This is a genomic window from Luxibacter massiliensis (genome assembly GCF_900604355.1).
Lineage (GTDB): Bacteria > Bacillota > Clostridia > Lachnospirales > Lachnospiraceae > Luxibacter > Luxibacter massiliensis.
Genome location: NZ_UWOE01000001.1, coordinates 2,747,822 through 2,762,118, shown reverse-complemented (window position 1 = coordinate 2,762,118; position 14,297 = coordinate 2,747,822). Strand labels below are relative to the sequence as shown.

12 protein-coding genes are annotated in these 14,297 nt (G+C 45.9%); all 12 read left to right on the top strand.

Going from position 1 to position 14,297, the window contains the following annotated elements:
* The first annotated feature begins 27 nt into the window (after positions 1–27).
* The 12 genes from deoC to tkt all read left to right on the top strand — a co-directional run bounded on the left by deoC (position 28) and on the right by tkt (position 14,211).
* Positions 28–717 (top strand): deoxyribose-phosphate aldolase, encoded by a 690-nt coding sequence (gene deoC, locus EFA47_RS12655; protein ID WP_122643612.1) that lies wholly within the window; start codon positions 28–30, stop codon positions 715–717.
* Between the two features lie 12 nt (positions 718–729).
* On the top strand, positions 730–2,043 hold the full coding sequence (locus EFA47_RS12650) for a transaldolase family protein (RefSeq protein WP_122643611.1): 1,314 nt from the start codon (positions 730–732) through the stop codon (positions 2,041–2,043).
* A gap of 108 nt (positions 2,044–2,151) precedes the next feature.
* Positions 2,152–2,601: a VOC family protein gene (locus EFA47_RS12645; protein ID WP_122643610.1), complete on the top strand. Its 450-nt coding sequence runs from the start codon at positions 2,152–2,154 to the stop codon at positions 2,599–2,601.
* Positions 2,602–2,630: 29 nt separating this feature from the next.
* Positions 2,631–3,830 carry a phosphopentomutase gene (locus tag EFA47_RS12640; RefSeq protein ID WP_122643609.1) on the top strand — a complete coding sequence of 400 codons (1,200 nt, stop codon included), beginning with the start codon at positions 2,631–2,633 and terminating at the stop codon, positions 3,828–3,830.
* A 59-nt stretch (positions 3,831–3,889) separates the two neighbouring features.
* Positions 3,890–5,059: an iron-containing alcohol dehydrogenase gene (locus EFA47_RS12635; protein WP_122643608.1), complete on the top strand. Its 1,170-nt coding sequence runs from the start codon at positions 3,890–3,892 to the stop codon at positions 5,057–5,059.
* 76 nt (positions 5,060–5,135) lie between these two features.
* Entirely contained in the window at positions 5,136–6,461 is a 1,326-nt protein-coding gene (locus tag EFA47_RS12630; protein WP_122643607.1) for an amidohydrolase family protein, read from the top strand.
* Positions 6,462–6,558: 97 nt separating this feature from the next.
* Positions 6,559–7,647: a BMP family ABC transporter substrate-binding protein gene (locus EFA47_RS12625; protein ID WP_122643606.1), complete on the top strand. Its 1,089-nt coding sequence runs from the start codon at positions 6,559–6,561 to the stop codon at positions 7,645–7,647.
* 180 nt (positions 7,648–7,827) lie between these two features.
* On the top strand, positions 7,828–8,661 hold the full coding sequence (locus tag EFA47_RS12620; RefSeq protein WP_122643605.1) for a nucleoside phosphorylase: 834 nt from the start codon (positions 7,828–7,830) through the stop codon (positions 8,659–8,661).
* Between the two features lie 14 nt (positions 8,662–8,675).
* A complete protein-coding gene (locus tag EFA47_RS12615) occupies positions 8,676–10,208 on the top strand; it encodes an ABC transporter ATP-binding protein (RefSeq protein ID WP_122643604.1) in 1,533 nt (510 codons plus the stop codon).
* Positions 10,198–11,283: an ABC transporter permease gene (locus EFA47_RS12610; protein ID WP_122643603.1), complete on the top strand. Its 1,086-nt coding sequence runs from the start codon at positions 10,198–10,200 to the stop codon at positions 11,281–11,283. Before EFA47_RS12615 ends, EFA47_RS12610 begins: the two co-directional genes overlap by 11 nt.
* 1 nt (position 11,284) lies before the next feature.
* Positions 11,285–12,232: an ABC transporter permease gene (locus EFA47_RS12605; protein ID WP_122643602.1), complete on the top strand. Its 948-nt coding sequence runs from the start codon at positions 11,285–11,287 to the stop codon at positions 12,230–12,232.
* On the top strand, positions 12,229–14,211 hold the full coding sequence (gene tkt / locus EFA47_RS12600; RefSeq protein WP_122643601.1) for a transketolase: 1,983 nt from the start codon (positions 12,229–12,231) through the stop codon (positions 14,209–14,211). Before EFA47_RS12605 ends, tkt begins: the two co-directional genes overlap by 4 nt.
* Positions 14,212–14,297 lie beyond the last annotated feature (86 nt).

Here is a 14,297-nt window from a genome sequence, read left to right as displayed (position 1 = left end):
CTATTTAGAAAATCAGGAGGATGAAGGATGTTAACAGTCGAAGAGTTTGCAAAACATTTAGACCTGGCCTATCTGGCGCCTAATTTACAGAAAAAGGACATTATTGAGGCCTGCAATATTGCAAAGAGATACCATGTGAATGCAGTCAATGTAAATTCATGTTGGGGACAGCTTGTTGTAGACAAGTTAAAGGGAACAGATGTGGGGCCCAGCGCGGTGATTGGATTTCCCTATGGGGCCATGTCAACTAGCTCAAAGCTGTATGAACTGCAGGAAATGGTAGATATCGGATGTACCGCATGTGATATGGTGGTAAACATCGGGGCGGTGAAGGATAGGGATTTTGCTTATGTGCGCCATGAAATCAGCGAGTTTGTACGGATTTGCGGGGATACCTGCGATACAAAACTGATTTTTGAAGTTGGTTTCCTGACAGATGAGGAAATCGCAGAATTAACAAAGATATGTTGTGAATGTGGAGTTACATATGTAAAGACAGCCACAGGTTCCCAGGCATTCCCGACCATTAAGCAGGTAAAAATTATGAAAGAGAACTTAAGCGGCAGCACAAAGATTAAAGTGTCCGGAGTGCCAAGGACATTTACATTGCCGGCCGTGCTCCATATGTTTGAACATATGGGGGTAAGCCTTGCAGGTACAAGAAGCGCAGGGAAACTGGTTGAAGAGTACAGTGCTTATTTAAAAGAAATAAAGTAGCGGGGGAGTAAGATGCAGATAATAAATTATAATTTAGGATCCCTTGTGGGAGGAGATATCCAGATTGCCGCGGGGGATGAGGCATATGTCAGGAGGGCGCTTCATCAGAAAATCAGCTTTGAGGAATATGCATTTTTAATCGATACTGTGAAATATATAAAGGCCAGTGACAGGTTCCGGGATGTGATAGATCTTTTTAAAGTAAAGGAAAATGAGACTCCGGCAGGGTTTAAAATTGAATATAACATGGTGAAAAACCAGATATTGGAAATAGACCTTGTACGAAATATATCCTATGATAAAAATGGAGTAAAACGTCCTACCAAATTTATCTTTTCCGCAGATACAGCTAACCCTTATGAGGTGGAACCGATTAAAAATCTGATCGGAAACCTCACCTGCAACCCGGGGATTATTTATGACTTGTTTATCAATAATCCAGAGGCCAATGTGGGGAAGAAATTTAAGACAAGAAATGAGGTCATGCAGGAGATTGCCAATATTTTAGGGCCTGGATGTGACATCAGTGTGGAGGTAAATGACCCTTTTGCTGATTTTGGGAAAATACTGGAAGAAGCCCAGGAATTTAGGGAGATGTTTTCAGATTATAGGATGGTTATTAAAGTGCCTCATACAGGGCCTGTCAATGGGGGGAATGTAGGAGAATTGCTGGAGGGAAATAAAAGGCTTTCTACACGCTGGAACCAGGCAGCCACGTCCGATTACCTACACGGACATAATTTGGCGCTTAAGCTGAAGGAGCATGGATTTAGAGTAAATTATACGTTGATGTTTGAACCTTGGCAGACAGGGATGGCATTACAGGCTAAACCTTATTTTATTAACAGCTTTGTCCGCCAGCGCTTTGGTGTTACTACATATATAAATGGCCTTTTGACAGCATATCAGAAAACATACGATGACCGTTTTCTGGAAGACCTGAGAAGTTTTATGATTAATTGGGATTTCTTGTCAAAGAATGACCAGGATGCGGACTTGAGGCTGGTAGAGAGGGTTGCGAGGGAAACGGTCGAATATAGGAAGATTAATGAAAAGGAAGGCTTTGATGGGATGGACGGCGTGCGCCATAATCTGAGAATGCTGCGGAATTCAAACCTGGATGATACGAGGCTTATTGTGTGCAGCATTGAAGGCTCCAGAATGTATCCTGAGCTTGATAAGCTGATGACGGAGCCAGAATTTAAAGATATGACAGACCGTATCGTTATTACAACAGAGCCGTCATATTTGGCTCAGAATACATCTGCGCCACAGATTATCACTTACCAAAGACGGTTTATGAACGCCGCAAATGGCGAAAAATAAAGGGAATGGGTAAAACTCACTTTTGGAGGGCACCCCATAAAGCATGCCCAAAGGGGCGGGCGGACTTCGTCCGACAAGGTATATTTGGAAAGGAAGGGGGGCAAAGAAATGGGAAAACTGGATAAACTCACAAAACTGAACGACATATGCCTGTTTGTGAAAGACTTTCAGGGGGCATTGAAATTTTATACGGAAAAATTTGGGTTTAGGGTGAAACGACTTCAGCCTACGCCGGAGAATGCAAACTATGCAGAGTTTGAGTTTCATGGCACGGCTGTCACCTTGTGGGACAAAAAGGGTCTATGCGAAGTTGTGGACCATCAATATATTGATGGAGAGGGACATCATTTTATGATTGCGGTGAAAGTGCCTGAGCTGGGAGATGTGGACGATATTGCTTCTGAACTGATCGGAAATGGCGTCAACTGCCTGGTTAGGCCAACCACCTATGAGTTTGGTTCCAGGGCTGCATATTTTCAGGACTGTGAAGGTAATGTGTGGGAAGTCTTTGCGTGGGAAGAAGGAGACGGGCCGGGACTTCTTAAGAAGCAGGAATAGGATGAAGGTTGCTGGATTTAGGAGGGTATATGGCAAAGTTTACTATAATTGTACTGGACAGTGTGGGTGTAGGCGAGCTGCCTGATGCAGCGGAATTTGGTGACGGCGGCACCAATACATTAAGGCATGTCAATGAATATATGGATGGCCTCCACATTCCTAATCTGAAAGATCTGGGCCTTTTTCATATCCAGGGCACGGGTTTACCTGCGCAGGGAAACCCAAAAGGATGTTATGGAAAAGCTGCAGAAGCGGGAAAAGGAAAAGATACGACTAACGGACATTTTGAGATTGCTGGGTTGATTGTAGAGACTCCGTTTAAAGTGTTCGGCCAGGCATTTCCCCAAAGAATCATTACAGAATTAGAACATCAAATTGGCACAAAGGTCATTGGAAATTATCCGGCGTCAGGCACTGAGATTATAAAGGAATTAGGAGATGAGCATATACGGACAGGCTATCCAATTGTCTATCTATCTGCTGACAGCCTGATGCAGATTGCCATGCATGAGGACGTAATACCTCTCCAACGGCAGTATGAAATCTGTATGAAAGCAAGAAAAATACTGACAGGCGACGATACTGTCAGCCGTGTGATATGCAGGCCTTTTACGGGTACCAGCGGAGAGTATTGCCGGACGGAAAACAGAAAAGATTTTTCTATAGACCCTCCCGGAATGACAGTGCTGGATATGCTGAGTGAGAATGGACGGGATGTCATAGGGGTGGGAAAAATAGAGGATATTTTTAACCGCAGGGGCCTGACAGAAATTAACCATACAAAGAATAACAAAGAGGGTATCGAGGCGGCACTTTCTTATTTGAAAAGAGGGTTTGACGGACTTCTGTTTGTCAATTTGGTAGATTTTGATATGCTTTACGGGCATCGGAATAATCCCCGGGGATATGGAGAGGCGCTGGAATATTTTGACCGGTTTGTACCGGCCATGATATCACTGCTGGATGAAGAGGACATCCTTTTAATTACTGCGGATCACGGCTGTGACCCTACAACCCCCGGGACGGATCATACAAGAGAATACATTCCTATTGTTTTGTATGGGAAGCAGCTGGCAAAAGGGACAGATATAGGGGTGAGACAGACCTTTGCAGACATAGCTGCGACAGCAGCGGATTATTTCGGCTATAAATTTCCCACAGGGACTTCTTTTTTAAATGAGATAAAAGAGGAATCTGCCGGCAACATGGCCAAGATAGGTGAGAAGTAGATATGACAATAAAGCCGGCAAAAGGCTTATAGATTCTTGCCGGCAGATGGGAGTAATATATGGATCAATTTGAATTTACGTCCCCTACCAGGTTTATACTGGAAAAAGATGCAGATTTACTCTGCGGTAGGGAAGTAAAAAGATATGCGGACAATGTACTGTTTGTACATTATGGAGATAAATACATTTATGAATCAGGACTCCATACAAGGATTACGAGAGCTTTGGGGGAGGCAGGGGTAACTTGCTTTGAACTGCCCGGGGTGCAGCCAAATCCAAGAGTAGAGCTTGTACGTGAAGGGATTGAGATCTGCCGCAAGGAGAATGTTGGCTGTGTACTCGCTGTAGGCGGGGGCAGTGTAATTGATACGGCCAAAGGGATTTCAATAGGGGTAAAATATGCCGGAGATGTCTGGGATTTTTATTCACACAGGGCGCTTCCTAAGGAGGCTCTTCCAGTGGGCACGGTTATGACGCTGCCGGCAACAGGGAGTGAGGGAAGTAACGGAAGCGTGCTCAAAAATACAGAGACAAACGAGAGCGCAGATGTTATGGCCGATTGTCTGAGGCCGGCATTTACATTGATGAACCCAGATTTGACACTGACATTGCCGAGACGCCAGACTGTATTTGGGATTGTAGATATGTTTTCCCATGTCTTGGAGCGATATTTTTCCAGTTCCAGGGAGACTTACCTTACAGACTACATGTGTGAGGCTGTGATGAAATCTATTCTTGTGAATGCGGGGATTCTGATGAGTAATTTAGATAACTATAATGCCAGGGCGGAATTAATGTGGACTGCAATTGTGGCACACAATGGGGTGCTTGGGACTGGGAGAGGGCAGGATTGGGCCACCCATACAATGGGGGCACAGCTAAGTGCACAGTATAATGCGGTGCATGGAGCCACATTATCTGTATTGTTTCCAAATTGGGCAGAGTATGTATATCAGGCCAATATCCCCAGGTTTGTCCAATTTGCAGACCGGGTATTCGGCGTGGACATCGACTTATACCATCAGGAGAATACGGCAAAAGAAGGTATCCAAAAACTACGTGAATTTTTCAGGTTTTTAGGTACCCCGGCAACGTTAAGGGATATAGGCGTAGAAAATGATGAGAAATTCTCTGAAATGGCAAAGAATGCTTGCAGGTTCGGAAAAATTGGCGGATTAAAAATCTTAGATGCAGATGATGTGGAAGCTATCTACCGGATGAGCCTGTAAGAGAAGTATGTGCTTTTATTATATATAGACAGTGGAGCGGGGACTCTGCCCCACGGGGAAATGGCAGGTGAGGATCATGAAATACGAGGCCGGAATCAGCGGTGCTATTATTGTATCTGGCCATAACGGATACCGCCCCTTTATCGGTTCTGTGGGGATCACAGGAGGACGTATAACAGCAATTTGTAAAGGGGAGATGGGACAGTCAGAATGTAGGGACTGGGTTGATGGCAGAGGGAAAATTTTGATGCCCGGACTTGTGAATGGACATTGCCACGGCGACATGACATTGGCCAGAGGACTGGGAGACGACTTGACGTTGTGGGAACAGAATCTGGAATTTGCCGATACAGGATGGTTTTGGACATTGGTCAGTGATGAAGACCGGTATGCTTCCCGGCAGCTGACATATTGTGAAGCATTGCTTTCGGGAACTACCTTCATCATGGAGAATATGTACTGGGGCATGGGGAATATGTCTGTGCGGGCCATGAAAGAGACTGGCATCAGAGGGGCGTTGGCAGAGGATATCAGGCAGGATTTTGGGAAGCCGGATGAGTTTATCCCTTCTGTGTATCTGGACAGTTATGTGGATACATGCAGGCAGGAAGAAATTATTCCTGTGCTGGGAAGTGTCTCAGAGGAAGACTATGATACAGACAGGATGGAGAGAATACACAAAATAGCAGAGGACAGAGGGTTAAAACTTACCTGCCATCTGGCAGAAAACACATGGAGGCAGGAACTGGTCCTGAAAAAATACGGGGTTACATCTATAGAGTATATGTACTCCCACGGCTTTTTAGGAGCAGGGGTAATTGGTTCCCATGTAGTGTACGCATCGGGAGAAGAGATAGATAAGCTGGCTAAATCAGGTACAAAGGTAGTCAATACCCCGCTGTGTGAGATGAAAATACAGGATGGCATTGCCCCTATCCCGGAGATGGTGCGGAAAGGAGTGACAGTCTGCCTGGGAACGGATGGGGCCATGTGGAATAATTCTAATGATATTTTCAGAGAAATGAAAGGAATGTCCCTGCTCCATACGGTAAATACTGGGATCAGAAGCCTGAAAAAGACAGATATTCTGGATATGGCTACTATAAATGGCGCAAAGTGTTTTGGGTTAGAGAAGGATTACGGAACCATCGAGACAGGGAAGAAGGCAGATTTTATCCTGATTGAAACCCGCACTCCCCATATGAGGCCTCTTAGGGTTGGGGCCTGTGAGAATGTAACTTCAAGCCTGATATATAATGCCACAGGCCAGGATGTGACAGATGTATTTGTGGATGGGAAACATATTGTCCGGGACAGGCAGCTGACGACTATAGATTTACAGGGATTGACGGATCAAGTACAAATTGCATCAGAGAGGATAGCAGAAAGGCTGCAGAAGTAAAGAAAACTAGAGAATATATGCTATAGAGGGAGGGTTTCAAAACTGAGCAGCCGATTAAGGCAAACAAGGTAAACAAGTGAGAAAGGAAGGTTGAAGGATGAAAAAAAGATTGTTTTCGTTATTGCTGGCAGGAATGCTGGTGGTGGGACTGGTGGCAGGCTGCGGTAAGAAAGAAGAGTCTGGAGAAGCAAAATCTGGCGGGGATGAGGGCAGTGAGAAGTTAAAAGTCGCCCTGGTTGTCAATCAAAAATTTGGCGACAAGGCTTCCATGGATGACCTTGCCAAGGGGGCGGATCAGGCGGCGGAAGATTTTGGCGTGGAGATAAAGAAGCTGGAATCTGCAGAGGCATCCAAATATGAGGAGGACGTCCGTGCTATGTCCAAGGCCGGATACGATCTGATTGTAACTACATATGCCTATATGACAGATGCTACTAAGCTGGTAGCAGCAGAATATCCGGACACAAAATATGCGGCAATTTTCCAGACTATTAATGACGGAAATGAGAAATATGAGAATATCTGGGATACAGAATTCCATGGGGAAGGCGCTTTTTATCTGGGCGGATATATTGCGGGAAAGCTGACTAAGACGAATCATGTAGGGTTCGTAGTAGGAGCAGAAGAGCCTACTCCCAATGCCGAGGGAAATGGTTTTATGCTGGGGGTAAAAGCTGCAAATCCAGATGCGGAGGTGGAGTTCTCTTATGTAGGCAGCTACGAAGATCCTGCCAAGGCAAAAGAGGTTACAAGTGCTATGATTTCCAAAGGATGTGATGTAGTACAGACTGACTCAGGAGCATCCAACGCAGGTGTAGTTGAAGCATGTAAAGATGCAGGTATCCTGTGTGCAGGGGAAATAACAGACTACTATGATACTTATGAGGGATTTTATGGAATTGAGGGTATTGGATTTGGCGATACCGTCTATAAGGCAATAGAAATGATCATGAACGATGAATTTGTAGGGGGAGAACACGGCATCCGTGACCTTACTAATGGAGGATACTTTATGGATTGGGATTCTTTCAACCGATTTGCAGACAGCAATGAGGAATATGGGGAGGTAATGAAAGAGGCAATTGCAGAAGCACAGGAATTGGAAAAGCAGATTACAGACGGTACATTGGAAGTGCCCTTTGACACAGAGGTTCCAAACTGGGAGAGGATAAAAAACCAGCCGTAAGATGTATAAAAGCTGTCTTAAGGACGGGATAGTCTTGAGGCAGCTTTTCTTTATATCACTAGAAGACTAAAACAGCAGGGCCTAAAACCTAAGAGGAAAGCATAAGGGACAGTGTAAAGCGCACTGGTATTAGGATAAAAACTAAAAATTGACATGGAAAATAAAGAGGAGGACATATATATGGAAGAAAATGTAAACAAGGCATCTGCTCCAAAGGCGGAAAATGAGGGGGTCTACCATCTGCAGCTAAAGAAGGGGGATGTACCTTCGTATGTTATTTTGCCGGGAGCGCCAGAAAGGACGTTGAAAATTGCAAAAAATTGGGAGAATGTGGAGGAAGTTGCGTCATACCGGGAGTATAAAACTGTGACTGGCCAATATAAAGGGAGGAAGCTGGGGTGTACATCTACTGGCATAGGCGGCCCCAGCTCTGAAATCTGCCTGCATGAACTAAATACATTGGGAGTCCATACATGCATCCGTGTAGGCACTACTGGCTGTATTGTACCTGAGTTTGACTTAGGAGACCTGATTATTCCTGTTGCCTGTGTGAGAAAGGATGGCACCTCTGCCACATATGTAGAGCCTGAGTTTCCGGCATTTGCCAATACACATGTAGTTATGGCTCTGATGGAAGCCTGCGAAAGACTTGGTTTTCGTTATGGATTGGGACTTGATTATACAGTTGGATCCTTCTATATCGGTCAGGGGAGGCCCCTTCAGGAAGATGGATCAGGATATTGGCCATCCTTTGCAGAGAAGATTGTGCCTGACCTGCAGTCGGCAGGAGTTACAAATATTGAGATGGAGACGTCTGGCCAGTTTGTCGTAGGGTACCTGCACGGGATGCGGATGGGAGCAATTCTTTCTGTTATTTCTAACCGTGTCCTGGACCGGTGGGGAGATAATGGCGGCGAGGAAAAGGCCTGCCTGGCTGCAGCGGAGGCGATGAAGATTCTCATGGAATGGGATGAAGCGGGAAAGATTCATGTAGACTTAAGACAGAAAAAGTAGAAGAGGATGATTTTATGTCAGTAGCAGTTGAAATGTTGAATATATCAAAGTTTTATCCCGGGGTTATTGCCAATGACAATGTCTCTCTGTCTGTGGAGGAAGGCCAGATACTGGGGTTGATCGGTGAAAATGGTGCGGGTAAGTCAACCATGATGAATATGCTGTACGGAATGACAGAACCTGACAAAGGCATGATCAGGCTGTTCGGAAAAGAGGTGAAAATACAGTCTCCCAACATGGCTATAAAATTGGGGATTGGAATGGTACATCAGCATTTCATGCTGATGCCAAATTTAAGTGTACTGCAGAATATTATTCTGGGAAATGCCCCGGTAAAAAGGGGAATTATTGACATACGGCGGGCAAAGAAAAAAATTACGGAGATTATGGACACATATGACCTTCCGGTCAATTTAGAGGAGAAAGTATATCAGCTGTCTGTGGGAGAAAAACAGAGGGTGGAGATCATTAAGGCTCTTTACAGAGAGGCGAAGATATTGATTATGGATGAACCTACAGCCGTGCTTACCCCCACAGAGACAGACAAGCTTTTAGAAGTACTGAGGCAGTTAAAAGCACAGGGCTGCGCCATTATATTTATCACACATAAACTGCGGGAAGTGATGGCTATTACGGATAAGATAGTGGTTATGAGAAAAGGGGTGGTGACAGGCACTCTCGGCACAGAGGAAGCAAACACGGAAGGTCTTTCTAACCTGATGGTGGGAAGGATGGTGAACCTGGATATTCCGAGAAAGGAATATAAGCCAGGGGAGGAAGTGCTGAAAGTCAGCGGATTGAAAGCCTTGAACCAGAGAGGTCTTGTGGCGCTTAACGGTGTAGATTTTCAGGTGAGGAGGGGCGAGATTGTAGGTGTGGCAGGAGTTGAGGGGAACGGCCAGACAGAACTGATCGAGGCAATTTCAGGAATGCTGCAGCCTGCGGGGGGACAGGTTATTTTCAAGGGAAAAAATGTAACTGCCTTCAGTGTACGGAACCGCCGCGAAGAGGGGATGTCCCATATACCAGAGGACCGCCTAAAGATGGGAAGCGCGAAGAATTGCTCGATCAGAGATAATCTGATTTTGAACCGTTACTACCAGAAGCCATATAGCAAAGGGGGCATTCTGGATAATAAAAAGCTCCACATCCTTTCAGAAAATTTATGCAGGGATTTTGGCGTTAAGACTCCGGATTCAGATTATAGGCTGGGGACTCTTTCAGGAGGAAATATGCAGAAAGTGGTGTTTGCCAGGGAAATGGAGGCAGACCCGGATCTTTTGATAGCGGCGCAGCCTACCAGAGGCGTTGATATCGGAGCCATTGAATCTATCCACCGCCGTATCGTTGAGGTGCGGGACTCAGGGAGAGGGGTGCTTCTTGTAAGTGCGGAGCTGGATGAAATACTATCCCTTTCAGACCGGATCCTTGTGATGTATGAAGGAGAAATTATGGCGGAATTTAAGCGTGGAGAGGCTGACGAGAGAACCATTGCAGTGTATATGACAGGCGCTAAAAGACAAGGTGGTGACAGGGATGAAGAATAAAGAGAATAACAGAATAATTGCGGGGGCCGGCATTGTAGCAAAGCAGGCGGGACTGATTTTAGTCGCATTGATTTTGGCTACAGTATTCCTCTGGGTGTCTGGCTATGAGCCATTTGCTATCGTAAACGGCATTATAGAGGGGATGACAGTGGACGTTGCCGGGACGATACGGTGGGCAACCCCTTTGGCACTTGCCGGACTGGCTATCTGTGTTACATATAAGGCGGAAGTATTCAACCTGGGAGTAGACGGCCAGCTTTATATGGGGGCAGCCGCCGCAACTGCTGTGGCGGTCAACATTCCCTCATCTATGAACCAGGGACTCTCACTTCTCATCATCTTTCTTGCAGCCATGCTTGCAGGTGCGCTCTTTGCACTGATTCCGGCCTTGATGAAGGTATATTTGGACACAAATGAAGTGGTGTCCACATTACTTTTAAACTTTATTGCGGCCCTGTTTGTAGAATATCTTGTGACAGGCCCCCTGCGGGATCCTAAGGCGGGCACAAACTTGAATGCAAGCGCAGTTTTGAGTGAAAATACGTGGCTTCCGCGTATTGCGTATTTTGAGCCGTCTTCCGCTAATATTGGGTTTTATATTGCGGTTATTGTTATGGTGATACTGACATTTATATTTTATAAAACTGCCTTTGGCCATGAAATCAAGATCGTAGGGTCTAATCCCGTGCTTGCCAAATATTCTGGGATGAAGCCAAAAAAAACAATTCTGCAGGTTATGGCCTTAAGCGGCGCTATTGGCGGAATCATAGGTGCCGTGGAGGTTACGGCTGTGCAGCACCGCCTGCTTGCCGGGTTTAATCCTGACTTTGGGATGGATGGCATTGTGGTATCCCTGCTTGCAAACAATAATCCCATTGGAGTATTGTTTTCCGGCCTGTTTTTCGGCGCGCTGAGAAATGGCGGCATTAATATGGAGCGTATTACAGATGTGCCGTCGGCTGTGACAGATATTGTGACGGCAATTATATTCATTACAATCAGCGCACAGTTTGTGCTTCCCAAATTTAAGAAACTCATATATACAAAAAAGGAAAAAGTAAAGGAGGGAAGATAGAATGAGTATAGCAATGATCAGTGACACACTTGCTTCCATGATACGGATTGCCACCCCTTTGCTGCTAATGGCACTGGGAGGGCTTCTCTGCCAGAGGGCAGGTGTATTTAATATTGCCCTGGAAGGCTTCTCCCTGATTGGAGCATTTGCAGCAATTGCAGTTGTGCAGTTTACAGGCGGAAGTGTGTGGGCAGGATTTCTTGGGGCAATCATAATTGGCGCTGTATACAGTTCCCTGTTCGCCTTGTTTGTTACGAAGTTTAAGGCAAATAATATCATAGCCAGTATTGCCATGAACATGTTGGCTGGAGGACTGACATCTTATTTATTGAGAGCCATGTTTGAAGTGCAGGGGGCCTATAGTCCAGACAAGATTCATAAGCTGGATTTGATCCAGATTCCGGTTCTCAAAAATATCCCCCTATTGAACTGTTTGAGCGGCCAGAGTATTATTACGTATTTTACAATGATTCTTGTGGCTGTGATCTATGTCATGCTGTTTAAAACAAAAGCAGGCCTGAGTATCTGTGCAGTAGGAGAGTCAGAGGAAGCATCCAGGACTGCCGGGGTGCAGCCGTCTTTTGTAAAGTTTCAGGTAGTTCTGGCATCAGGGGCATTATGTGGACTTGCAGGGGCATACATTTCAACGGTTTCAGTCTCACAGTTTTCAGAAGATATGATTCAGGGACGTGGTTTCAACGCATTTACGGCTCTTGTCTTTGGCAACGCACATCCGGCAGCCACTGCGCTTGTGTCACTACTCTTTGGTTTTGCAGACGCTATTGGAATTCGGATTGAATTGATGGGTATGAATATTTCCCCATCAATTATAAAAATGTTTCCCTTCCTGCTGGCAATATTTGCATTGGCGGTCAGCTCCTATACAACAAAGCTGAAAGTGAAGGGAGTAATCGGACAAAAACAGAAAAAGGAGAAGAAAACAGCATGAATAAAGAAATGGCAGTAAATGCGGTCAGAATTTTATCCGCAGATATGATCGAAAAAGCAAATTCGGGGCACCCTGGCCTTCCTTTGGGGGCGGCACCCGCGGCATATGAATTATGGGCAAACCATATGAGCCATAACCCTGCGGACCCGGACTGGATGAACAGAGACCGCTTCATTCTGTCGGCGGGGCATGGATCTGCGATGCTGTATTCTCTTCTCCATTTGTTTGGATATGGAGATTTGAGGATGGAGGATCTAAAGCAGTTCCGCCAGTTTGGATCCCTGACCCCAGGACACCCAGAATACAGACATACTGCCGGCGTGGAGGCAACGACGGGCCCCTTAGGCGCCGGGTTAGGGATGGCAGTTGGGATGGCTGCTGCGGAGAAACATCTGGCAGCTAAATTTAACAGAGATGGATATCCTGTATTTGACCATTATACATATGCCATGTGTGGGGACGGCTGCCTTATGGAGGGGATATCTTCAGAGGTGATGTCACTGGCAGGTACCCTGGGATTGGGGAAATTGATTGTATTGTATGACTCCAATTGTATAACCATTGAGGGGAATACAGATTTGGCGTTCACAGAAGATGTGAGCGGACGCTTTGAAGCATTTGGTTTCCAGACACTGGAAGTTGGGGACGGGACAGACTTAGAGGAAATTGGCCGGGCAATTGCGGCCGCAAAAGCAGAGAGAGACAAGCCTTCTTTTATTAAGATTAGGACAGAAATAGGGTATGGGGTTCCGAAAAAACAAGGAAAACCCTGTGCACATGGAGAGCCGTTGGGGGAGGATAATGTAAAGGCCCTGCGTAAAAGCCTTGGATGGCAGCAAGAGGAAGCATTTTTTGTGCCGGATGAGGTGTATGCACACTACAGAGAACTTTCAGTCAACGGAAGCAGAAAACAGGCAGAATGGGAAGATATGTTCGTAAAATATGGCTGTGAATATCCCCGGCTGAAAGCAGAGCTGGATAGTTATTATGATGAGAATGCGGCCCAGAGCCTTCTGGAAGATAAAACATACTGGGAATGTGAGGAGAAGGCAGAGGCCACAAGAAATATATCGGGTAAAATCCTGAATTATATAAAGGATAAAGTGCCAAACCTGGTAGGAGGCTCAGCCGACCTTGGCCCTTCCAATAAGACTGTGATGAACGGGGAGGGAGATTTTTCTGCGGAGGAGCCGGAAGGGCGCAATATACATTTCGGTGTGCGGGAACTGGGCATGGCTGCAGTGGCAAACGGCATGCTGCTCCATGGCGGCTTAAAAGTATATACGGCTACATTTTTTGTATTTGTGGATTATATGAAACCGATGCTCCGCTTGTCCTCTTTAATGGGAATCCCCTCTATCTCTGTACTATCCCATGACAGTATTGGAGTGGGTGAGGACGGGCCTACGCATGAACCGGTAGAACAGCTTGCAATGCTGCGTTCTATGCCCAACATGCATGTATTCCGCCCGGCAGATGAAAGGGAGACAAAGGCGGCCTGGTTCAGCGCAGTGACATCTCTTTGTACGCCTACCTGCCTGGTGTTGTCCAGACAGGCCCTTCCTTATGTGGGAGGCGATGCAGAAGGGGCGCTGAGGGGAGGATATGTATTAAAATATGAAAAAGGAGACGAGATAGATGCCGTTCTGCTGGCCTCTGGGTCAGAGGTGGGGGTTGCGGTGGAGGCAGCCGGCCTTCTTGAAAAGGATGGAATCGATGTCAGGGTGGTCAGCATGCCTTGCCTGGATATTTTTGAAGAGCAGGATGAAGAATATAAGGAAAGTGTGCTGCCTGGCCGTGTGAGGAAACGTGTAGTGATAGAAGCAGGCAGCAGCTTATGTTGGGGGAAATATGCCGGTATTGACGGCGGCTATGTCACTGTGGATTGCTTTGGGGCATCTGCACCGGCCGGTCAGTTGTTCGAAAAATTTGGTTTTACAGCGCAAAATGTGGCTGGCAAAGTGAAAAAAATGATATGAGAACTTAAGTTAATGTGATATAATATGTACATGAATCCACAGCCTTGGCTGTGAGCTGACCTGATAAGGTATTGTTTAGAAGTAAA